The 22,378-nt window shown below is 44.4% G+C and carries 16 protein-coding genes; 10 read left to right on the top strand and 6 right to left on the bottom strand.

What is annotated here, in order from left to right:
- The first annotated feature begins 29 nt into the window (after positions 1 to 29).
- The 6 genes from JHD69_RS11795 (at position 30) to JHD69_RS11770 (ending at position 12,134) form a co-directional block, all read left to right on the top strand.
- On the top strand, positions 30 to 2,987 hold the full coding sequence (locus JHD69_RS11795) for a SusC/RagA family TonB-linked outer membrane protein (RefSeq protein ID WP_199140541.1): 2,958 nt from the start codon (positions 30 to 32) through the stop codon (positions 2,985 to 2,987).
- A 4-nt stretch (positions 2,988 to 2,991) separates the two neighbouring features.
- Positions 2,992 to 4,647, top strand: a complete 1,656-nt coding sequence (locus JHD69_RS11790; RefSeq protein WP_199140540.1) for a RagB/SusD family nutrient uptake outer membrane protein — start codon at positions 2,992 to 2,994, stop codon at positions 4,645 to 4,647.
- Between the two features lie 57 nt (positions 4,648 to 4,704).
- Entirely contained in the window at positions 4,705 to 7,761 is a 3,057-nt protein-coding gene (locus JHD69_RS11785; protein WP_199140539.1) for a SusC/RagA family TonB-linked outer membrane protein, read from the top strand.
- Between the two features lie 10 nt (positions 7,762 to 7,771).
- On the top strand, positions 7,772 to 9,526 hold the full coding sequence (locus JHD69_RS11780) for a RagB/SusD family nutrient uptake outer membrane protein (RefSeq protein WP_199140538.1): 1,755 nt from the start codon (positions 7,772 to 7,774) through the stop codon (positions 9,524 to 9,526).
- 185 nt (positions 9,527 to 9,711) lie between these two features.
- On the top strand, positions 9,712 to 10,893 hold the full coding sequence (locus tag JHD69_RS11775) for a glycoside hydrolase family 88 protein (RefSeq protein WP_199140537.1): 1,182 nt from the start codon (positions 9,712 to 9,714) through the stop codon (positions 10,891 to 10,893).
- A gap of 38 nt (positions 10,894 to 10,931) precedes the next feature.
- On the top strand, positions 10,932 to 12,134 hold the full coding sequence (locus JHD69_RS11770) for a DUF2264 domain-containing protein (protein WP_199140536.1): 1,203 nt from the start codon (positions 10,932 to 10,934) through the stop codon (positions 12,132 to 12,134).
- 189 nt (positions 12,135 to 12,323) lie between these two features.
- On the opposite strand, the gene JHD69_RS11765 is transcribed toward JHD69_RS11770, so the two are convergent.
- The 4 genes from JHD69_RS11765 to JHD69_RS11750 all read right to left on the bottom strand — a co-directional run bounded on the left by JHD69_RS11765 (position 12,324) and on the right by JHD69_RS11750 (position 15,479).
- Positions 12,324 to 12,893: a dihydrofolate reductase family protein gene (locus JHD69_RS11765; RefSeq protein WP_199140535.1), complete on the bottom strand. Its 570-nt coding sequence runs from the start codon at positions 12,891 to 12,893 to the stop codon at positions 12,324 to 12,326.
- A gap of 308 nt (positions 12,894 to 13,201) precedes the next feature.
- Positions 13,202 to 13,492, bottom strand: coding sequence for a chaperone modulator CbpM (locus tag JHD69_RS11760; RefSeq protein WP_199140534.1), 291 nt, complete (start codon positions 13,490 to 13,492; stop codon positions 13,202 to 13,204).
- A 2-nt stretch (positions 13,493 to 13,494) separates the two neighbouring features.
- Complete coding sequence (locus tag JHD69_RS11755) at positions 13,495 to 14,388, bottom strand: DnaJ C-terminal domain-containing protein (protein ID WP_199140533.1); 894 nt, start codon at positions 14,386 to 14,388, stop codon at positions 13,495 to 13,497.
- Between the two features lie 137 nt (positions 14,389 to 14,525).
- Positions 14,526 to 15,479, bottom strand: a complete 954-nt coding sequence (locus JHD69_RS11750) for a Dyp-type peroxidase (protein WP_199140532.1) — start codon at positions 15,477 to 15,479, stop codon at positions 14,526 to 14,528.
- A 438-nt stretch (positions 15,480 to 15,917) separates the two neighbouring features.
- Here JHD69_RS11750 and JHD69_RS11745 point away from each other — a divergent pair, with 438 nt between their 5' ends.
- The 3 genes from JHD69_RS11745 (at position 15,918) to JHD69_RS11735 (ending at position 19,543) form a co-directional block, all read left to right on the top strand.
- Complete coding sequence (locus tag JHD69_RS11745; protein WP_199140531.1) at positions 15,918 to 17,420, top strand: hypothetical protein; 1,503 nt, start codon at positions 15,918 to 15,920, stop codon at positions 17,418 to 17,420.
- Between the two features lie 492 nt (positions 17,421 to 17,912).
- On the top strand, positions 17,913 to 18,212 hold the full coding sequence (locus JHD69_RS11740) for a hypothetical protein (protein WP_199140530.1): 300 nt from the start codon (positions 17,913 to 17,915) through the stop codon (positions 18,210 to 18,212).
- A gap of 278 nt (positions 18,213 to 18,490) precedes the next feature.
- A complete protein-coding gene (locus JHD69_RS11735) occupies positions 18,491 to 19,543 on the top strand; it encodes a DUF5694 domain-containing protein (protein ID WP_199140528.1) in 1,053 nt (350 codons plus the stop codon).
- A 101-nt stretch (positions 19,544 to 19,644) separates the two neighbouring features.
- On the opposite strand, the gene JHD69_RS11730 is transcribed toward JHD69_RS11735, so the two are convergent.
- Positions 19,645 to 20,253 carry a fibronectin type III domain-containing protein gene (locus JHD69_RS11730; protein ID WP_199140526.1) on the bottom strand — a complete coding sequence of 203 codons (609 nt, stop codon included), beginning with the start codon at positions 20,251 to 20,253 and terminating at the stop codon, positions 19,645 to 19,647.
- A gap of 765 nt (positions 20,254 to 21,018) precedes the next feature.
- Between JHD69_RS11730 and JHD69_RS11725 the strand changes: the two genes are divergently transcribed.
- Positions 21,019 to 21,474 carry a JAB domain-containing protein gene (locus tag JHD69_RS11725; protein WP_199140524.1) on the top strand — a complete coding sequence of 152 codons (456 nt, stop codon included), beginning with the start codon at positions 21,019 to 21,021 and terminating at the stop codon, positions 21,472 to 21,474.
- 271 nt (positions 21,475 to 21,745) lie between these two features.
- Here the strand turns inward: JHD69_RS11725 and JHD69_RS11720 are convergent, their stop codons facing one another.
- A complete protein-coding gene (locus JHD69_RS11720) occupies positions 21,746 to 22,300 on the bottom strand; it encodes a hypothetical protein (protein WP_199140522.1) in 555 nt (184 codons plus the stop codon).
- Positions 22,301 to 22,378: the final 78 nt, after the last annotated feature.

The following is a 22,378-nucleotide window of genomic DNA, read 5'->3' as shown; positions in this document are numbered from 1 at the left end:
GCTTCTAACCAATAAACTTAACCTAGAGTATGAGAAACATCTATCTATTTTATGCAATCTTACTGTTGCTGTTTAACCTTCCGGCAACAAGTTACGGGCAGTCTGTCCAGTTTGAAGGTATTGTGTCCGACCAAAGCGGACAAGCCTTAGAAGGCGTAACCATTACGGTTGATGGAACCGATTTTACGACTGATCGTTTAGGTCATTTTCAACTGAGCACTACCTTGGGTGCTGCCGTTCGTTTTTCGCTCGACGGCTATCAGGTCAAAACCGTATCGGCATCTAAAGAAAACCTCAAAGAAATTAAGCTTGAACAAATTGCAGGCAAAACCGTTAACCTGTTGTACCAAAAAGTGTCGAAAAGCAGGTTGCTCCAGTCGGTTGCCGAAGTGGGGAACGAAGACCTGGTTAAGGCGCCTGTAAACAATGTGCGCAATGCCATTGCCGGTCGTTTGGCAGGCCTCAAGGTAAACAATGGAAGTGGCAATCCGATATTCGACGGGGCTTCGTTGACACTGAGAGGGCAAACGCCAGGCATTATGGTGGATGGCGTTTTTCGCGATTACCTTTCTATGGCGCCTGAAGAAATCGAATCGATAACCGTATTGAAAGACGGTTTGTCTACGGCTTTGTTAGGCCAGCGCGGTTCGAATGGTGTGGTTTCTATCAAAACCAGAAGTGGCCAGCCCGGAAGGCTCCAAATTTCGTTAAAAGCACAAACCGGAGTACAAAAACCTTTACAGATTCAGCGTCCGTTAGGCGCCGCGCAATGGGCAACGCTTTTTAACGAGGCCATGGTAAACGACGGAGGTTCGCGTGTATACAGCGATGCCGATATACAGGCCTATCAAAATGGCACTGATCCGCTAGGACACCCTAACGTAGATTGGTTCAATACCATACTAGAGCCTAAATCGTGGTACTCGAGGTACAACCTGTACGCCTCTGGTGCCTCTAAAACTGCAAAATACTTCACTTCGGTCGACTTGCTCTCTAACGATGGCTTATTCAAAACCGATGACAAGAATCCATATAATACCAATACCAACTTCAATCGTGTTTCTATCCGTTCAAATATTGAAGCAAGTTTAACCAAAACTTTGTCGCTAAACGTAGGCGTTTACGGCAGGATACAGGGTGGCAACGAACCAGGTACATCGTCAGATAACATTTTCAATGCCTTGTACAGCACGCCAAACAATGCCTATCCGGTTTTTGTGAGGGGCGATAGTTTGGGTACTTCATCCGATTATCAAAGCAATATCTGGGGACTTTCTACCAGATCGGGTTATACCCAACGCTACAACAGGGATTTGTCTTTTGATGTGGCACTTAAGAAGACTTTAGATGCCGTATTGCCGGGTTTATGGGTACGTGTGGCCGGAACCTACAATACAAGCTTATCTGAAGTAACCAACAGGAACAAAACCTATGCTTCTTTTCAACGATTGGTGAACAGCAGCACCAGTGCGGTTACTTACCAGCAATACAGCGCCAATGGCCAATTGGGCAACCCTAGTGGCATCAGCCAAAGCATTTCCAGAAACGTTTACCTTGATGTGCGCGCCGGTTACAGCAAGGATTGGGCAACCGACCATTCGTTGGATGTATTGCTGATTGGCAATACGCAAAACGTGGTAAGCGCTTATGCAAACCTTCCCGCTATTTATAACGTAGTGGGTACACAGGCCAGCTACGCCTATAAAAACCGTTATTTGGCCGAGGTTGCCTTAAGCTATAGTGGCTTTAACGGTTATGCGCCAGGCAAGAGATGGGGATTTTTTCCTTCCATAGGCTTGGGTTGGGTTATTTCTGACGAGCCTTTTATGGCGGGAACAAAAAACTGGCTGAGCAACTTGAAATTAAGAACAACTTATGGCCGTAATGGCAATATTAATGTCGGTTATTTTGCCTATGGGCAATACTACGGAGGTGGAAACAGCTATGTCATCGGCAGTGGAGCTACCAGTGTTTCGGGAGTAACCATGGGCGCTTTGGCTAATCCCGATATTACTTGGGAAAAAGCCGATAAAATTAATGTAGGCATGGACTTGGGCTTGTTCCATGACAAGTTTACATTAAGCGTAGATTACTACAACAACCGCTTTTTTGATCTTGCTCAGGTTAGAGGCAAAAACACGGGCTTGTTAGGCACGGCGTATCCAAACGAAAACATTGGACGCGAGCGCTATACAGGTACAGAGTTTGAGCTTACTTATAACGGAAAAAGCGGAGATTTCAACTATTTTGTTTCAGGAAACTTTACGGCAAGACGAAGCAAGTCGCTTTACTTTGATGAGGTTAATCAGCCTTACAGCTACATGAACAGAACCGGCCAACAGGTAGGACAGGCCTTTGGCTATATTGCCCAGGGATTATTCTCATCTGATGCCGAAGCGGCGGCCTCGCCAAGTACAGAGGGCTATGTGGCCAAAGGCGGCGACATCAAGTATGCCGACCTTAATGGCGATGGCGTGATCAACTATTTAGATGTGGCGCCAATTACGCCAAACAAGCCTATTTTGATCTACGGTGTTTCCTTTGGTTTCTCATGGAAAGGTTTAGACCTGTCTGTTCTGGTTGAAGGCAATGCCAACCGCTATGCAAACATTGGAGGCAACCGCACTTTTGCCTTTACCAACAATGGCAAGGGGCAGGCCTGGCCAATCGACCTGGAAAGATGGACACCGCAAACAGCTGCTACGGCAACCTTCCCTAGGCTGTCTATCGCCAACGCGGCGCATAATCAGGCTACTTCGTCTTTCTGGTACCGCTCGGCCAGCTATGTTCGATTAAAAAATGCGGAAATCGGCTATACCTTGCCGCTCAAATGGTCAACAAAACTAAAATTGAGCAATGTACGGTTCTTTGTAAACGGACAAAACCTGTTGACCGCAACGCCACTTGACTATTTGGACCCTGAGGGTTTAACCAATCAATATCCGTTGCAACGAGTAATGAACATGGGTGTTAACGTGAAGTTTTAAAATTATGAAAACGAAATATCTAAATATTTTGGTATTGGCAGGATGTGTTTTTACCATAGCCAGTTGCCAAAAGAACCTGATCGAAAAAGAGCCCTTGCAGAATCTGAAGGAAGACATCGTGTTTGATACCACCGATTCTATCGGCTACTATACAGAGCAGTTCTTGAACAATATCTATACTTATGTGCCTAACGGCTACAACAGAATCGACAACAACTACCTTGATGCCGGATCTGACGATGCCATTGCTTCTGGCCTGAATACCAGTATTGAAAGTTTTACCCGCTCAATGCTGACCGCCAACAACAATCCGGACGATGCTTTTAGCAAAAACTATGCGGGCATTAGGCTGGCCAATATCATGCTGGCCAATATCGACAAGATTAACCTGATCAGTTCCAATGCAGCCAATAAGGGCTATTGGAAAGCTGAAGCAAGGTTTTTAAGGACGTTGTTTTACTTTGAGCTGGTAAAGCGTTTTGGTGGCGTTCCTTTAATTGGAGATAGGGTATTCAGTTTTACCGACGATTTGAACCTGCCTCGCAACAGTTATGACGAGTGCGTAAACTATATCGTATCCGAATGCGATGCCGTCATGCCACTGTTGCGAAAAGATCCTATTGACAATACCAATTTGGGCAGGGCAACCCAGGGTGCCGCTATGGCCCTGAAAGCAAGAATGTTGCTTTATGCGGCCAGTCCTTTGTATAATACCCAAAACGATCTGACCAAATGGACCAAGGCCGCCGATGCCGCCAAAGCAATTATGGATATCTCAAGTGGCAAGTTCGCCTTGGAGGGAACCTATGCCAATGCCTTCCTGTCGCGTACCAGTCGTGAAGTCATTTTTGCTTTTCAGGCAGCCAACAGCAATACCGTCGAATATATAAATTCTCCGGTGGGTTATTTGGCCAACAATACAGTTAGCCAAGGCCGAACAAGTCCTACCCAAGAATTGGTTGATGCTTTTGAAATGGCTAATGGTAAAGCCATTACCGACGCTACTTCTGGCTACAACGAAAACAATCCTTATGTAAATCGCGACCCGCGCTTTTACCAAACCATTTTTCATAATGGTATGACCTGGCTGGGCAGAGGTGTTGAAACCTTTGATGGGGGCCGCGATAGACCAGGAGGCGTATCTACACAAACCCGTACAGGCTATTATGCCCGCAAGTTTATGGGCAGCAACACCAGCGGAACAACTTACGCATCGGTAACCCATAACTTCCCGATTTTCAGGTATGCAGAAGTATTGCTCAACTATGCCGAAGCCAAGAATGAAGCCTCTGGCCCTGATGCAACCGTATATGCAGCTGTACAAGCTATCAGGCAACGTGCCGGACTTAACCCTTTTGCCTTGGCAGCGGGTTTAACCCAGGCGCAGATGCGGGATGTGATCCGCCACGAGCGCCGAGTAGAGATGGCTTTTGAGGAGCAACGCTTTTGGGATATCCGTCGCTGGAAAATAGCCGAACAGGTAATGAACAGGCCACTAACAGGCATACGCATCACCAAAAATACAAGCACAGGCGTATTGAGCTATGCTCGTGTACCTGTAATTACAGCTGTGTTCACGGTACCCAAGATGTATCTATACCCAATCCCTTATTCGGAAATGGTAAAGAACAACAGACTTCAACAAAATCCAGGTTGGTAACATTTAGCTTAGAAAACTATGAAAATATCTATATATAGTCTATTAATAGGCCTCTTCATGTTGCCTGTTATCCTTGCCCAAGCGCAACAAATTTCGGGAAACGTCTCTGACGACAAAGGACCGTTGGTTGGTGTAAGCGTTTATGAAAAAAACCTTTCCACAAATGGTACCTCTACCGATAATAATGGCCATTTCATATTAACCTTAAAACAAGAAAAGGTTTTGGTGTTCAAGCTGGTTGGCTATTTAACCAAAGAGGTGAGCATTACACCAAACCAAAAAACCATCAATATTACCATGGCCGAAGACACCAAAGGCTTGGAAGAAATCGTAGTATTGGGATATGGTACACAAAAAAAACTGACCAATACCGGTTCGGTAAGCAGCATTACCAATAAGGATCTGAAGCAAAACCCTACCACCAACCTGCAAAACTCCCTGCAAGGACGTTTGCCTGGCTTTTTCGCCGTACAGCGTAGTGGCCAGCCAGGGTTAGATGCTTCACAATTCTTTATCAGAGGCGTGTCTTCTTACGTAGGGGTAACGGCGGCCAACGGTACAACAAGTAGCGTAGCCGGAACAACCTCACTTGGAAGTTCGAATAATGCGCTGATTATTGTCGATGACATCGAATACAACATGAGCGACGTACAGCGCCTCGATCCGAATGAAATTGAAAGCATTTCAATCTTGAAAGATGCCGCCACAACAGCCATTTACGGGTTAAGGGGCGCGAATGGTGTTTTGGTCATTACCACAAAACGTGGTCAAACCGGCAAGCCATCTATCAACTTAAGGCAGGAGTTCGCTTTACAAACCTGGTCTTACAGACCCAAATTCTTAAGGTCGTACGAAAATGCTTCGTTGTTAACAGAGGCCGAAAAGAACTCGGGAATGACTACAACCACATTTACGCCACAGGATTTGGAACTTTTCCGCACCGGAGCCGATCCTTACGGACACCCCGATGTAGATTGGTGGGGTACGCTGACCAGGAAATCGGCGCCACAATACCGTACCAACATCGACATCTCGGGAGGTAGCAATACCGTAAAATATTTCATTTCGGGCGGTTACATTTCTCAGGACGGTATGTTCAAGAACTTTGGACAGGAATCAGGATACAACAGTGCCTTTTGGTACAACCGTTACAATTTCCGCTCAAACCTGGACATTCAGGCCAATAAAAACCTGTCGTTCAGGGTTGATGTGAACGGTCGTTTTGGTACCACCAACAGACCTTTGAACAGGGGAACGATTTACGACGGCCTTTTAATGACGGAGCTGTTTATCTTGGCGCCCTATGCATATCCCATTTACAACCCTAACGGTACTTATGGCGAAAATAAGGCCACCAATTCATCGCAAAACATCGTCGCCAAATTAGCCACCAATGGTTATAGCCGCGATTATGCCAACGATTTGAATGCCGTATTTGGGGCTACGCAAAAATTAGACTTTTTAACCAAGGGGCTTTCGGCAAAAGCCAATATTTCTTATGCCAGTAGCCAAAGCAACAACCGTACGTTAAGCCGTTCTAGTTTCCCTTCTTACTATTACAACTCGGCCGATGGTTCGTACCGTTTGGCTACGGCAAACTTGTACAGGCTGCCACCTCCTTCGCTTTCTACTTCTACAGGCTTAGCCTTAAAGGTGTTGCAAATACAGGGAATATTGAACTACGATAACACGTTTAAAGACCATCGTGCCTATGGAACGGTTTTGATCGACCAAAAATCTGATGTTGGCCGCGATGGAACAAATTTGCCTTGGGTGTATAGAAGATATACCGGTCGTTTTGGCTACAACTACAAGCAAAAATATTTGGTGGAGTTTATTGGCGGCTACAATGGTTCTGACAGGTTCCAAACCTCAAAACGTTATGGCTTCTTCCCGGCTGCCTCGGTTGCCTGGAATATTGCCGAAGAAAAATTCTTTCAAAAAGCACTGCCTTTTGTTGATGTCTTCAAGCTTCGCGCATCAAGAGGTTTAACGGGTAATGATGGGGTAGCCGGCAACTTCGGTTATGTTTATCAGCAAACTTATACCACAGGCAATGGTACGCAGTTTGGACAAACTCCGGGAACTAACTTTAACGGTGTTACCGAAGGACGTTTGGCCAACTTGGACGTGACTTGGGAAAAAGACCTGCAAACCAATTTTGGGGTAGACCTGAATATGTTTAAGAACAAGCTGAATATCGTAGCCGACCGTTTTTATGGAAAACGCTATGACATCCTGACCAATAGATCAAGTATCTCAGGAATTTTCGGGGCAAGCCTGCCGCCTGTAAACTTGGGTATAGTTGAACGTAACGGATGGGATGGGGAAATAACCTATAAAAACCAGTTAAAGGATTTTGGCTATAGTGTAAACCTGACCTACAGTTTCTCTAAGAACAAAATCATCGAAAAAGACGAAGCACAGCCTAGATATCCATGGTTGGCCGAAACAGGTCATTCTATTGGTCAGAACTTTGGCTATTTGTTTAATGGCTTTTACAGTGCAGCCGATATCGCCGATCCGAACGTAGCCAAGCCCAGCATTACGCCAAGACCGGGCGACTTGAAATATCTCGATATCAATGGCGACAAGGTAATTGATGCGTACGATAGGAGAGCAATTGGTTCGCCGAGTTTGCCATCAAATGTAATTGGCTTGAATTTGAACTTTAACTACAAGGGCTTTGGTCTGGCTTTAGCCTTCCAGGGATCGTACAATTTCTCGATTGCATTAAACTCTGAAGGTCTTGGCTTTAGCAACTACCAGCCACTGCAACTGTTAAGGTGGACACCAGAAACAGCCGCCACGGCGCAATATCCGGCATTGGGCGGTACCAGCATCAACGACGCCAGAACGTTTTTCTCCGATTTCTGGTTGCTCGAAGCCTGGTATGTTCGTTTGAGAACTGCCGAGTTTTCTTACCAATTGCCTGATTCGTGGATAAAACCAGTTGGATTAAAGGGAGTTCGGGTATACACCAACGGCAATATGCTGTTTACCAAAACCAATGTAAACAAGAAGTACCAGGTAGACCCAGAGTCGATAGGGGGAGCCAATACCGGTTATCCTGCCCAACGTACTTTCAATTTAGGCGTAAATGTTACTTTTTAAGAAATTTGATATGAAAAGCAAAGTAATTTTATTTGTTGCAGTAATTGGTGCTCTGATTGTTGCGCAGGGCTGTAAAAAAGGAAGCGATTTCCTCGACCCTCAGGTTTCGAACGACCTTAATGGAGATGCTGTATTTAAAGACAGCACGTACACTTCCATGTTCCTTAACCGGATCTATTACGATATCGGATTTACTTTCCAGATGAGCGATGGCTACCAGGGCTTGTCGAGATTTGCCGCCGGAGGCCACATGGTGGTTGGCGGCGAGGCTTCGCCCTATCGCTATAACGGACTTCAAAACACTGCGCCACTGATGGCGGTTGGGAATCTCTCGCCTGAAACATCGGTAGCCGGAATTTCTGAAATGTGGACCGTGCCATGGGCCAACATCAGACGATGCAATTTATTGATGCAACGCATTAACGAAACCCCTGTTTCGGCCCAAACCAAATCATACTGGATTGCGCAAGCTCGTTTTTTAAGAGCTTGGTACTACTTTTTGCTGGTAAGAAGCTATGCAGGTGTGCCTTTGATCGGCGATAAGGTGTTTGACATTGAAGACAAGATCGAAGTGCCGCGAAGCAGCTATAGCGATTGCGTAAAGTATATTGTTGCAGAGCTGGATGCGGCGGCCGCGGCCTTGCCAAGCTTCGAAACGCAAATTGCGCAAGATTATGGCAGAGCCACCAAAGGCGCAGCCTTAGCCGTAAAAGCCAGAACCCTTTTGTATGCGGCAAGTCCTTTGTTTAACGGTGGTTCCATTGCCACCGACGCTACGCTAAAAGCCATCACTTCGTATCCAACTTACGACAAAGAAAGATGGAATACGGCAATGCAGGCCATGAAAGCAGTGATGGATTTGGGAAGCTATGGCCTTTATGTAGACAATACCACCAGAAATGGTTACGGCTATTACAAAGTTTTCCAGAAACGCTACAACAACGAGTACATCCTGGCAAAGATGGAAGGTAACAACACCACTTTAGAAAGCTGGTTGCGTGTACCTTCGTTGGGCGATGGCTACCGTGCTGTGCCAATTTTGCAGATGGTAAATTCTTATGGCATGAGCAATGGTTTGCCTATCGACGACCCGGCTTCGGGTTATGACGCGAACAATCCTTACCTCAACCGCGATCCGCGCTTTTACAACAGTATCTTGTTTAATGGTGCCGATTGGTTCAATACCAGCAATGCAAAGATCAAAATAGCCAGCTACGCAAACTCTGGAACGGCAGATGCCTACACCAACTCATCGGTTAATTCGAGCTACTTTATCAGAAAAATGCTGAACGAAGATGGAACAGGTGCTACCGAGCGTTGCTGGCCATTGCTGCGTTATGCCGAAATTTTATTGGGCTATGCCGAAGCCAAAAACGAATACAGCGGTGCAACCACAGAAGTTTACGATGCACTTAAACAATTGCGTATCCGTGCGGGTGTAAGTGCAGGTGCTTCGGGCAACTACGGCCTCAAAGCCGGCATGACCCAAGAAGAAATGCGCAAAGTAATCCAAAACGAATACAAGGTAGAACTTGCCTTCGAAGAACATAGGATGTGGGACGTACGTCGCTGGAAAACGGCTATGCAGGAGTTAAATTTTACTCCGATTGGAACTACCGTAACCAAAAACGCCAACAACACCTATACCTATGGCACCAGGAACGTGTATACACCATACCTTTTTACCGAAAAATTCTACTTGTTTCCGATCATGAGTTTAGAAATTGGAAGGAGTACTGCGCTGGTTCAAAATCCGGGTTGGTAATTTTGAACGCTTATTTTTTTGGTTAGTTAGGTTAAGGCCATCTCCCTTTGTTCCATGGGGAGATGCCTTTTCATCACTTTAAAGCCTTTAATCAAGCAGGCGTTGGCTTAAAGGAATACAACAAAACAAAAGGTTATCCCAATATTTAAGAACAAGAGAAATAATTTATTGAACTATAAAGAAACATGAAGAGACTACTGATAGCCTTTGCTTTTTTAGCTGCGTTTTCTAAAAGTAATGCCCAAGAGGCCCAAAAGCCTTGGGCGCAGCTGATCAAAGAAGAATTTGAATTTGCAGGCAAACAATACAAGGTTTTAGCCAAAAACATAGCCGAAGGTAAAACGCCACAATCCTTTAAAGACGGCAAGCCCGTCAATTATGATATCAAATGGTGGTGCAGCGGTTTTTATTCGGGCAGTTTGTGGAATATTTACGAGCAAACCCGCGATGAAAGCATTAAGCAGGAGGCAGAAAACGCACTGAAAGTTATTGAGCCTAACCAAACATTTACCGGAAACCACGATTTGGGCTTTATGATGTATTGCAGCTTCGGCAATGCCTACCGGTTAACCAATAAGCCCGAATACAAGTCGATTATCCTGCGTTCGGCCGAATCATTGTCTACCCGCTACCGGCCAAGTATTAAGTCTATACAATCGTGGAACAAGAGCAAATATTGGAACTGTCCGGTAATCATAGATAACATGATGAACCTGGAGATGCTCACTTGGGCAAGCGAAAATGGAGGAGACAAAAAATACAAAGAGATAGCCATTACGCACGCCAATACGACCTTGGCCAATCACTTTCGTCCAGATTTTAGTTCCTACCATGTTGTAGACTATGATTTGGAAACCGGAAAAGTGAAGAAAAAGGCCACTTGGCAAGGTGCTGCCGATTGTTCTTCATGGTCGCGCGGACAAAGCTGGGCCCTGTATGGCTATACCTTGATGTATCGCTTTACCAAAGACCAAAAATACCTGAAGCAGGCTAAGGGAATTGCCCATTTTATTTTAAATCATCCAAACCTGCCGGCAGATAAAATTCCGTTTTGGGATTTCGATGCGCAAGGCATTCCGTTTGCCAAACGCGATGCTTCTGCAGGAGCGATCATCGCCTCGGCCTTGCTCGAATTAGGCCAATATACCGCCAAAGAAGAAAAAAAGGAGTTTATACAAGCTGCCGAAACCATGTTGCATACCCTGGCCAGTCCCGACTATAGGGCCAAGCTTGGCGAGAATGGAGGCTTTTTGCTGATGCACAGCACGGGCGCCTATCCGATGAACAGCGAAATAGATGTGCCGCTTATTTATGCCGACTATTATTATTTGGAAGCATTGGCAAGATATAAAAAATGGTACCTGTAATCAGCAACGCGATGAAAGTTAAATTCCTATCCACATTTATGCTCGTTTGTGTCGCACTCGCGGTAGCCGCTCAAAAAACAAAAGAAGCCACAGGTGCACAAGACCGGATTTTTTGGGCCAACACGCTCTACAAGATTTCTTATCCGGTAATCCACAACCTGGCCAATGGCACGCTGAAAAAAAACATGCCCATTGAAACACCCGAAAATCATGACGGCAACCGTGAAAAGGTAACTTACTTAGAAGCCCTGGGCCGTACCATGGCCGGTGTAGCACCCTGGCTTGCCTTGCCAGACGACGATACCGAAGAAGGCAAAATGCGCAAACAGTTGCGCACAGAACTGCTAAGGGCTTTGGCCAATTCGGTCGATCCAGCCAATCCCGACTATATCAATTACCGTGTCGAATATCAGCCTATTGTAGATGCTGCTTATGTAGCCCATGCTTTTTTGCGTGCGCCAAAAGCACTTTGGGAGCCTCTGGACGAAACAACCAAAAAGCGTTTTGTGACAGAGTTTAAATCTTTGCGCGACCGGAGCGGGGCCTACAACAACTGGTTGCTGTTTGCGGGCCTTACAGAGGGCTTTTTAATGAGCATAGGCGAACAGTATGATCCGGCACGCATCCAGTTTTCGCTCAACAAAATGAAAGAATGGTATGTTGGCGATGGTTGGTACAGCGATGGTGCAAAATTTAGCATGGATTACTACAATTCTTATGTCATCCATCCCATGCTGGTCGATTTGTTGGGCATCATGGTAAAAAAGGGAAGGGCATCGCAAACCGACTATGATTCTGCCTTGAAACGCATGATCCGTTATGCCGAATACTTGGAACGTGTTATTGCACCCGATGGTACCTATCCGGCTTACGGCCGCTCAATTACCTATAGAACGGCCGCTTTTCAGGTACTGGCCCAGGTAGCGCTCATGGAAAAACTGCCTCAATGGATCCAGCCTACACAAGTACGTGCCGCGCTAACCAAGGTCATGCACAACATGTACGATGGCCACCAGAATTTTGATCAAAATGGCTGGCTGCTGTTGGGCTTTAACGGACATCAACCCATGATTGCCGATACCTATACTTCCACCGGAAGCCTCTACATGGCTACTTTAGGTTTTCTTACCCTTGGTTTGCCGGCCGACAATGCTTTCTGGACAGGCCCGCCTGCGCCATGGACCTCGGTTAAAGCTTGGGGCGGTGCCGCACTTAAAAAAGATTATAAAGTAGAATATTAAACCGATGGACTTCCGTCAATGTACGGGTATAATGCAACAAATGCATATATACCTATTTCAAGCCCGTATGGAGGTGCCGGTGGTACCAATCAAACCAGGTGGCTTTTGAAATAACCGACCATCAAATTAATAAGCTCTCCAGTCCTTTCGCATGGTCGAAAGGACTTTTTTTATGGCCAAAACTTTTCTCTATTTGCTTAGCGACCCGAGATGCTTGTAAGTGTTGATCAGCAAGCCGGTAGGCGTGGCTTTCGAATCAACAAAGGCAAGTTCGCGGGCATCGATGCCATCGGCGAGTAAACGTTTGCCATGGCCAAGCAAAACCGGGTAGGTGATGAGGATAACCTCGTCGGCCAGCCCTTGGTCAAGCAGCACGGAAGTTAAGGTAGAACTTCCCACTACGATCAGATCTGGGCCATCCATCAGTTTGAGTTCTCGAATCGACTCTATAACATCATCGCCTAAACCCAGTACCGGTCCCCATTTCAAGCTCTCGGGCCTGTGGGTGGCAATGTGTTTGGTGGCCGCATTTATGGCATTGGCCATAGGGAAATCTCCGGCATTGGGCCAAAAACTGCTAAATATGTCATAGGTTTTGCGGCCAAGCAACAGGTCGAAGTTTGGGCCGTAGGCTTCAAAAAGCAGGGCTGCCCCGTCAGGACTTCGGTAGGCCGTGGTCCATGCGCCATAGGTATAGTCTCCATCGTGTTCTATCACGCCATCAAGCGAGATGTGCTCGAAAATTCTGATTTTTCTCATGGTGTTTAAATTAGGTTGTTTTATCAATGCAAAGCTATGGGCGAATAGTTGTACAGGTGTTGTGCAATCACGACAATAAAGGGTGCTTTTTCTACCATTTGTATAGAAAAGGTACACCAGTTGCAAAATCAGGATTTTTAGGGCAGGTTAAGCGAACACCTCAAAAGAAAACCCTACAAGGTTTGATAGTTGTTTCCCTGACAAATTTTAGGAATTTAAAAAAAGAGGAGTTTTAAGCCCATTAGGTTATGTTTCTCAAATTGAGTAGCCTATACGGTTTTCTTTATTTAAAAATATCGGGTTCAAAATCAGGCTTCATGGATGTCCTTTTTTCTTAATTGTTTGATTTCTTGTTGCAGCAGCTTTACACGGTCAAGCAGGTGCGTAATTGCCTCAAGACCTTCCATGTTGATTTCCAGCTCATAATGAAGATGTACAAATCTTTCAAAATCGCCAAGGTGCTCAAAATCGATTTCATAGCCTTTTTTCGACTTGGCCAAGGTGATCAAGCCATGGTCGTGTAGGGCATATACAAATTTTGTTTCGACCTCGTAATATACGCATAGCTGATCGACGGATATTTTTTTACTCGTAGCCATAATTAACTGATGTGGCGTTCTGCTGCCAATTGATTAAACAATTCTTTCTCTTTTTCCGATAGGTTTTGGGGTATCTCAAGCTCATAGGTTACATACAGATCGCCATAGCTGCCCTCTTTTTTATACACCGGCATGCCTTTTCCCTTTAGGCGAACCTTGGTGCCGTTCTGCGTTTCGGGAGCGATTTTCAGCTTGACCGTGCCATCGATGGTATGAATGGTTTGTTGGCCGCCCAGCATTGCCTTATAGAGTGCCAATGGCTGCTTAACATACAGGTCGTTTCCTTTGCGTACAAAACTGGTGTTGTTGTGGATGTTGAAAGTAATATAAAGGTCGCCCTTTGGCCCTCCATTTGTGCCCACGCCGCCATAGCCTGCAATTTTGATTTCCTGCCCATCTTCAATTCCGGCAGGTACGGTAATCCGTATGTTTTTGCCGTCTACCGTAAATGTTTGTTGCTGGGTTTTGAAAACATCGCTTAGGTTGAGCTGAACAGTAGCCCTGTAGTCCTGCCCCCTGAACTGTGTTTTGCGCCCTGTTCCACGGTTGCCGAACATGGAGGCGAAAAAATCAGAGTAATCGCCATCATCGCCTTCAAACGAATAATGCTGGCCACCCTGGCCATGGCTTTGCGATTGTTGTTGACGGCGCGTTTCTTCATATTGCTCGCCGTGTTTCCAATTGGCGCCGTATTGGTCGTATTTTTTTCGTTTTTCCGGGTCGCTCAGTACCTCGTTGGCCTCATTAAGCTGCTGAAAAAGCTTTTCGGCTTCCGCATTATCCGGATTTAAGTCCGGATGATGCTTCCTGGCCAGCTTGCGGTAGGCCTTTTTGATATCATCGGCAGTTGCATTTTTATCTACGCCCAGGATTTTGTAGTAATCAACGTATTCCATTCTCTGAATATAATTACTTATCTATTTATATACTAATTTATGCACTAATCTAATCAATAGTGCTATTTCGTTAACAAATAATAAACGCAAAATCGCCGTAGCCTGAAGCTCCCATCAATCAACGATTTCCATCGGCATCAGCCTCCAAATTCGTCGAGCATATCTAAACTCGGCGCAAAGAACAAAGATCCTGTTTTTGCGGTACTAAAGTCCAGTATACGGTCGTAATTTCCTTCCGGATTGCCGATAAACATATTGTTGAGCATTTTCTCTACAGTGCTAAAAGTGCTGGCATAGCAGATAAAATAGGTACCCATCTCATTGGTAGCTACATTTCCAAAAGGCATATTATCTCTTACCACCTTAAAATCGTCGCCAACGTTGGCCAACGCAATATGCGAGTTTTTGGGTTTTACCTCGTCGCTCATTTCAATATCCTGGTCTTTAGATCTGCCTATTACTTTTTCCTGCTCTTCTGTCGAGAGTAATTTCCATGCATCGAGATTGTGGAGGTATTGTTGCACAAAGAGGTAGCTTCCGCCTTTATAGTAGGGGTCCTCCTCGGCGATAATGGCAAAATGTTCCCTATCTGCACCATGTGGATTTTCGGTGCCATCTACAAAGCCTAAAATAGACCTGCTATCCCAATACCGAAATCCCTGCACTTCTACTATACAATCGGCAATAGGACTCATAAATTCAGAGAGGGCAGAAGACATATCATAGGCAAGGCTTTTATTGTCTGCCCTAATGTGGAAATGCAGGTCGCCCTTAGTGCTTATCGCAGTATGTTTGCCGCCGGTTATTGGCTCAAACCTCTTCAATTCTTTGGGTAGGGGCTGAGGCAGACCAAGCTGCAACCATGCATCATAGCCGATACCCATAACGCAACTGGCCTTCGAATCGGGGAAACGGTTCAGCCCCGAATTATTCAGGTTGATTACCAAAGCGCATATGCTTTGAAAAGTCGATTTGATTGCGGCCTGATCAACAGCTGCCTTAAAATTCCAAACAAGAAAATAAGTATTGTTATTTGGATAGTCTGTAACGTTCTGTGCGCTATGCGGTTTAGAAAAAGAATTAGTCGTCATCTGTTTGGCTTATGTTTGTCAAATTTAATAAACGGTGGCCAGTAATAAGGTAAGATTGTTTTTTTGATTTATGGTTTCGCCAGTAGGTTTTGAATTGCCAAAATCAACTTCATCATCACCATCGGAAACACCCAGCCGGAACACCAGTTCCTATTGGGGTATGTTCACCTTTTCCTGAAAGGGGATCTTTTCTATTATGAGCAGTTCAATGGCTATTTTGGACACTTCCAAAACAAGCTATTTATTTTTTATCGTTTACTTAGCTTAACTAAGATTATTTTAATGTATTGGTTGGTTAATTAACCAGCTGTATCTCGCTGATATCGGGAAAATAGGAAGTAAAAAAGATGAACATTTGTATTGTAAAAATATTTATACATTTGGACGTTTTGCTCCATCCCGGCGAACGCAGACATACGCCATTTATAAGCTTAACCAATGAAAAACAATCTTAAAAAAACGGGATGGGCGCTCTTAATAGGCCTGACCTTCTTTGCCTGTAAAAAGGAACTGGTCATCAAAACACAGACTGTTCCGCTTTCAAAAAATACGCCCGATCTTTCCAAAAGACTAGCCACTATCAGGCAACAGTATTACGATCAAAAAATGGATGCCCGTTTTGTGGCAAAGGATGACAAGGGGATTACATGGACGCCGGAATGGAGCAATCCAAAACTACAAACAGTAAACGACAGCGTATCCTATGTATTCTATCAGATGATTGGGACTGTAAAACGGGATGGAAAGACCGTTAAGGTGCAGGAAATCGGCGCGGCCACTTACCTGATGGTCAAGAACGAAAAGGAGTTCTACAAAGCCTTTTACTCTCTGGCCGACGATAAACGCAACAAAAACCTGTCTGACGATACTTCGGAAGTGATCATGCGCCACTTTACCGGAAGGTTGCTACTCAGTAGTCTGACTGGGGGACGCAACTACCTGCTGAACTATGTAAATGGAAGCGTCAGTGAAGCCTATCAAAAGAACCAGAATGCGTTAAGAAAGCTACAGTCTGTTGGCAATACCACTTCCTATTGGGAGCAGGTATGTCAGACGGTAATCAGGCACTGCACTTTTGTATCGGCAGGCTACAGCTTATGCGGGGGAGAAGTGATGGTTATCTACAGCTATAACTGCTACTGGCCGCAGCCGATGTGCGGTGTTACCTTCTACATGACCGATTCGAGCGAGGAAACAGTTTGTGAGCAGGTATGGTTCGATGATCCGCCAAACGGGGGAGGCAGCGGGGGCGGTGACGACGGACAAACGTTATCGGATTACGATCTTGAAGATGCCAGGCTGGTTGATGATGGAAAAAAGCCAATCGATCCCAAAAAGTATATTGACTGCTTCAATGATGGAAAGCAGGTGCAGAGCTATAAGATGACCCTATACATAAATCAGCCCGTACCAGGAACAAACGCACAGTTTACGACCCCGCTCGTATCTAATGGAATCGGACTTACGATAAGCAAAAATGGTACATTTTTTGACGTTGGACACTCTTTTGTCGGTTTTGAAAAAATAAACAGGGACGGATCTTCGGTAAGGCAGGTAATGGGATTTTACCCCGATCCGAACGGCAGTTCGATAAGATCAAAAGGTGTGATTAAGGATAACAGCGGGCATGTTTATAATGTCAGCTATACTCAAGAAGTCACTGAGGAGCAGTTTGGCCTGGCTTTGTCTTCGGTCTTAAGCGATGGTAATGGGGCTATTTATAACTTGGGGAATAATATTGCAAGCGGGCAAGAATACAACTGTACCGACGCCGCCCTGCTATGGATGGGTAACGCCGGCATCAAACTGCCAGCAAGTACGCCAAGAGGGCTATTCAACAATACGCCAGGTGATTATGGTCAGGTCCTTGCAAAAGTTAGCGGGGCTAAAAGCACAAGTACTAATGTTAGTGCCCCTAATGGGCATGGAGCCTGTAATTAATGTTTAATATTAATGATACGACTATGAAACGATTGATTTTTTTGATGCTTATCTTATCAGTGTTTATGGGGGTAAAGACGAATATGGGTTGGTTTACTCTATATGGAGCGGAATTCCTGGGGCCGATATCCTTATTGAAGGCGGGTCTGTTTTCCAATGTAAACAAGGTGCTTTGGGTCATTTTAATTATATTCCACTTAATGGTGGTCAGCCTGATTTTTTTGACAAACAAAAGAAATTTCATGTCTATGTTAATCTGGTTTCCACTGCAGTTCATAATGGTTTACGCATTATTCGACCTGATATCCACATTTTTACTGGTACCTTTCGTTATAGCCTGGATCATTGCAATAGCCAGACAAAGACAATTAGCTAAAGATGATGATAGGCGCCCATAGCATATGAAAAGCAAGCATATCATCATCATTGCTATAATTATGGTTATAGTCCTGTCCAATATTACCCCATTTATGCAGATACTAAAGATATCTGTTGATCAGAGGCACTACCGGTACAGCACTAACAAACGGAAGCTTTACCTTCTACGAATATATGGACCGCAATTTTGAAATGATGAAAAGGATGCACAAGGGCTGTATGTTGGATCGTCCTGACCAACAGGATAAAAATATATATCGTTTATTCTCCAAAAATCCATTGGCTTTCTGGCGCTGGCGGATGTATTTTTTTGATGAACGATATAAACTTCCCTATAAAAACTGGGAGGAGATCAAAAAAACAAGAGAAACAGAAAACTTAGAGAAAACAGCAGGGTGCATTGTGGAATTTTAAGCCGATTGGAAGCATTGATGTACCCGGTACCAAAAGCCAAAGGTGGATGCCTTGCTCCCTGTGGTCATCAATTAAACGCGGGACAGGTATCCGTCCTCGCGATATTTAACCTGCTGGCTGACTAATCTATTGGATGCAAATATCAAATAAGTTAACCATCTTTATGCAACAATAAATTCGGGAGTAGCCTTGGCAGGTAAGAATTCTAATATGAAGATGGGCTTGATCTTGACATAAAAAACCAATAAATTACTTAACCAAACCGGAAGCACAAGAACATGAAGTATCTCTTTTTTTTATTTTTATTCCTTTCTATAAACGCTAGCGCACAGGATATTGAGGTTTTGCTGATAGGTGTTTCTCATGATTATAGCAAATACCCTAAACAAGATTTTTCCAGCATCCACAATAAAATCAGAAAGTTTAAGCCCGATGCCTTTTTCGGTGAGTTTTTGAGCAAAGAAGACGAGCGCCTGGTGATGGATTATTGGTGTAAGCAGCCAAATATCAATCGGCTAAAAATGCTGAGGAGCAATAGACCGATACAAGAAGAGCTATTGCCGCGTACCATAGACAGTTTAAAGAAACGATCGTTGCAGCAGCCCAATGATTATCGCGTAAAAGCCGAGCTGGCCCATGCTTATTACCTAGATCAGGATGTGGCAAATGGACACTATCAATTTTGGCAAGTTCACCATTTCCTGCAGCAGCGGCCCAATGCCGAGCTCGAAAGCTACGTCGACAAGTTGCTCAGCCCTCGGTTAGATACCACTGGACGTAGCATGAGAAGGCTTAAAACTTCTGAATATGCGTATATCGCCTTCCCCATGATGCAGGAGCTGGGCATCAAAGAACTGCTTGCTATGGATAGCCAGGAATACGACTTGAATTGGCAAGCCTCTTGGGAAGCATTCGACGCAAAATTCCCTTTGTTTAGAAAAGACCTTGCCGATTCCCTTAAAAATCAGTTAAAATCGGCCTTGACTGCCATTAATAATGGCTTTAAGAAATACGATCAGATAGAAATGACTTCCAATAGGGTAACAGAATGGCTGAACACCGATGAGGCCTCCGAAATTTCAGCCTCGGGCGATTTTTACTTGCCCGTTATGTATCAAATGAAGGGTTTCCCTAAAGAAGAAATGTTGTCAAAAATACATTGGTGGATTAGGAGAAACGAGGGCATGTGCCATAATGTGGTGGCCAGGGCCAAAAAAGCGGGAGCTAAGAGGGTAGTGGTTATAGCGGGAGCCAACCATAGAAAATACATGCAAGACATTTTCAAGACCATGCCCAATGTAAGGGTAAAAAACATTGATCAGTTCAACTAGGCCGTACCCAAGTTGTAAGGGTGGGCTTTGTAAACGCAAGTAAGCTTCGTAAACCGGTACATAAAAAAGGCCTCTGATTTTTAACCAAAGGCCTTTTTGCTTTATAATATAAAGCTTTTGATAATGTCGCTGTAAACCCTGTCTGCTGCAGCGCCGATACCGGCCACCCTAAATTCGTATTCAGCACCGCTGCTAAGGCCGTTAAGCGTCAGCTTGCTTTTGGTGCCAACTTTTATGTTCCAGATCTCTGTGCCAACCATTTTGTATTCGTACTGGTAGCTGTTGGCCCCGCGTATAGAATCCAGGCTTAGGTCTATCGTGCCCTTGTTATGGGGCTCGAGCGTAAAATTCTCCGGCTTGGGCAAAATGCCTATGGGCAAGTTGTTTTTTGCCAGGCTAAAACCAGAGCTCAGCAATGTTACCTCGTCGCCCTTGGCATGCGATTCAACGCGCAGGGCAATATCTCTCAATTGCTCTTCCAATGTTTTGCGTGCCTGATGCATGGAGGCAACATCGGCCATGCTGCGCGATTCGGCCTTGCTCAATGCAAGGGCGTAATTGAGCACATTTTCTTTTAGCTTGGCCAGGTCGCTTGCAAAGGTTTCGAAATTATTGTTGCCTATCATGCTGTCTAAAATAAACTGCGCTTTGGTTAGCAGTTCTTTATTGCGAAATCGGTTAAAACCGATAATGAGTTTTGCTTTTTTCATGGTAGTTCTTTTTTGTTCGATGCAGTTGGCCTCAAAAGCTGTGTACATCAAAAAAATTGTAATTAATGCGGATTAATTGTTAGTTTACATGGTTCAATTGCTGGTTGGCTATTTTAAATTGCAGGTCTGCATGCTGTAATTGCTGATAAGCAATGCTGTTTATCAAAACTGCCTATCACTTTTTATCATCCACAATTGACCAACTGTAATTGCCTATAGCTTTTTTACGATTAACAAAAGCGTTTTTCTTGTTCAATTTTGTTTAAATGCTTATTGCAATTAGCCATTTTGGGCAAACAATAGGGGGGCAAGCGGCTCCTTTGCTCGGGCAGGGGCGTAAATGGAAGGGTTGCTGGTGCGCTAATACAGAAAACTGGCATAACCAATGGTTTTAGATCATAGACTTATGTATGCTTTTCGCTACCCATTCCGAAAATTTTTAGGTTTTGGGGATGCCCGAACAGGTATGTACTTGCTGTACTCAATTTAGGAATAAAACAAACCCTTGTCAAGTAATTTATTGGTTTAATTAGTTGATTATAAGTTAATTAAAAAGTATAAAAACGATAATAATTTAACAACAACGGTGGGTAAAAAACTTGCAATAACTGTATTCAATGCGTATTTTTATAAAGCGAATCCCATCGGAGCAATCCGAGTTAATTATTATATTTACCATATCCAGGCGAGCAGTTGAAAGTACTGTATCACTTTCGGGAAACCGATGGGGTTCGCAGCGACCTGGTCTTTTAATCGTTTTTCAAGATGCGAACCCCGAAAAACCAATTAGCCAAGGCAGAGCTACAGTTTAGCTACAGGCCATTGCCCAACCCCGTAAAAATTGAAAACAGCAAAATGGCCGAACGCTTTTTGCGCAGCGTATGGAACAAAGATTTGCTTACCGTACAAGAACAGTTTTATGTGCTGTACCTTAATGCGGCCAATGAGGCCATCTGTTGGCGTTGCCTGCATACGGGTGCCATTAACGGCTCTTTGGTTGATGTAAGGCTGATATTTGGTTTGGCCTTCGGTTGCTTGGCCAGCAGCCTCATTATAGCACACAACCATCCCAGCGGACAGGTGATGCCCTCTAAGGCCGATTATAAATTAACAGACGAGATTGTACAGGCGGGCAAACTGTTAAAGGTTGCCGTGGTAGATCATTTTATCTTGGGCAATGATAGCAGCTACTCTTTTATGGAGAATGGGTATGTTTTTTAAAATTTTTCTTGTTGGTACTTCTAAGGTAACTAAGTTCTTTTATGCCTTGTAATAATGACTGTTACTAATATCGTATCAGATCATCGAGGGAAGAAAAAGGATTAAGCATCAGGCAGTTTGCCTTACATGCTGGTATTGCACCCAACTGATTAATATTGAAAAGGGAAGGGTTAATCTGAAATTGAGTTCCTTAAATAAGATTGGCAAGGGCTTAGGAATGATTCAGCAGAATTGCTTAATTTTAATTATTTTTTTTTTACCATGATGGTCTTTAATCCCAAAAATCCTTAATCAATCTTTTTGAGTATTCTTGTAATTTCTCAATTTCTGGTTTAAGACGAATATATTGCGCATGAAACTCATCAGCCAATCCTTGGTTGTCGGTAATCATTTGTTCATATAAGGATTTTGCATCTTTCGTTAGAGCAGCAAGTTCCCTAATGTGCGGCGCCTCGGGTAACAATAGCCAAGTGTACTTGAAAGCAAAGGTATTGAAGGGCACAATAAAAGTTCTGTAATAAAATTCTGAATCTCTCTTTTCAGTTTCACTTCTTAATGAAGCACCCGCTATCTCGTTCATTTCTCGTTCCAATTGCGGAGCTGAATGTCGCAACCCCATAGCTAACAACGCAACCAACCTTGATGACTGTTCAAAATAATTATTAAACTTTTCCTTTACATTTCGTTCATCTTCCCGTACTAACTCGATATGGGGCTCCATAGCTTTGAAAGTACCATACAACATATCTATCCTAGTGATGATATTATTGAACTCTTTGATAGCTACCTGCCTACCTGTTTTGTAATAGTTGACATATGCTAGCATATAGCTGTCTCTTATACACATCTAAAAAGGGGGGGGGGGGGGGGGGGGGGGGGGGGGGGGGGGGGGGGGGGGGGGGGG

Origin of the sequence: Pedobacter sp. ASV12, assembly GCF_016429155.1 — a bacterium.
GTDB lineage: Bacteria > Bacteroidota > Bacteroidia > Sphingobacteriales > Sphingobacteriaceae > Pedobacter.
Note: the sequence above shows the minus strand (reverse complement) of the source record. Positions and strands in the feature narration are given on the sequence as shown.

Bases quoted from the DNA above. Each gene is read 5' to 3' on its own strand.
- JHD69_RS11725 (WP_199140524.1), top strand. From the start codon at position 21,019: ATGCGAACCCCGAAAAACCAATTAGCCAAGGCAGAGCTACAGTTTAGC.
- JHD69_RS11750 (WP_199140532.1), bottom strand. From the start codon at position 15,479: ATGACGACTAATTCTTTTTCTAAACCGCATAGCGCACAGAACGTTACA.
- JHD69_RS11795 (WP_199140541.1), top strand. From the start codon at position 30: ATGAGAAACATCTATCTATTTTATGCAATCTTACTGTTGCTGTTTAAC.
- JHD69_RS11775 (WP_199140537.1), top strand. From the start codon at position 9,712: ATGAAGAGACTACTGATAGCCTTTGCTTTTTTAGCTGCGTTTTCTAAA.
- JHD69_RS11730 (WP_199140526.1), bottom strand. From the start codon at position 20,253: ATGAAAAAAGCAAAACTCATTATCGGTTTTAACCGATTTCGCAATAAA.
- JHD69_RS11790 (WP_199140540.1), top strand. From the start codon at position 2,992: ATGAAAACGAAATATCTAAATATTTTGGTATTGGCAGGATGTGTTTTT.
- JHD69_RS11745 (WP_199140531.1), top strand. From the start codon at position 15,918: ATGAAAAACAATCTTAAAAAAACGGGATGGGCGCTCTTAATAGGCCTG.
- JHD69_RS11720 (WP_199140522.1), bottom strand. From the start codon at position 22,300: ATGCTAGCATATGTCAACTATTACAAAACAGGTAGGCAGGTAGCTATC.
- JHD69_RS11770 (WP_199140536.1), top strand. From the start codon at position 10,932: ATGCTCGTTTGTGTCGCACTCGCGGTAGCCGCTCAAAAAACAAAAGAA.
- JHD69_RS11755 (WP_199140533.1), bottom strand. From the start codon at position 14,388: ATGGAATACGTTGATTACTACAAAATCCTGGGCGTAGATAAAAATGCA.
- JHD69_RS11785 (WP_199140539.1), top strand. From the start codon at position 4,705: ATGTTGCCTGTTATCCTTGCCCAAGCGCAACAAATTTCGGGAAACGTC.
- JHD69_RS11735 (WP_199140528.1), top strand. From the start codon at position 18,491: ATGAAGTATCTCTTTTTTTTATTTTTATTCCTTTCTATAAACGCTAGC.
- JHD69_RS11765 (WP_199140535.1), bottom strand. From the start codon at position 12,893: ATGAGAAAAATCAGAATTTTCGAGCACATCTCGCTTGATGGCGTGATA.
- JHD69_RS11780 (WP_199140538.1), top strand. From the start codon at position 7,772: ATGAAAAGCAAAGTAATTTTATTTGTTGCAGTAATTGGTGCTCTGATT.
- JHD69_RS11760 (WP_199140534.1), bottom strand. From the start codon at position 13,492: ATGGCTACGAGTAAAAAAATATCCGTCGATCAGCTATGCGTATATTAC.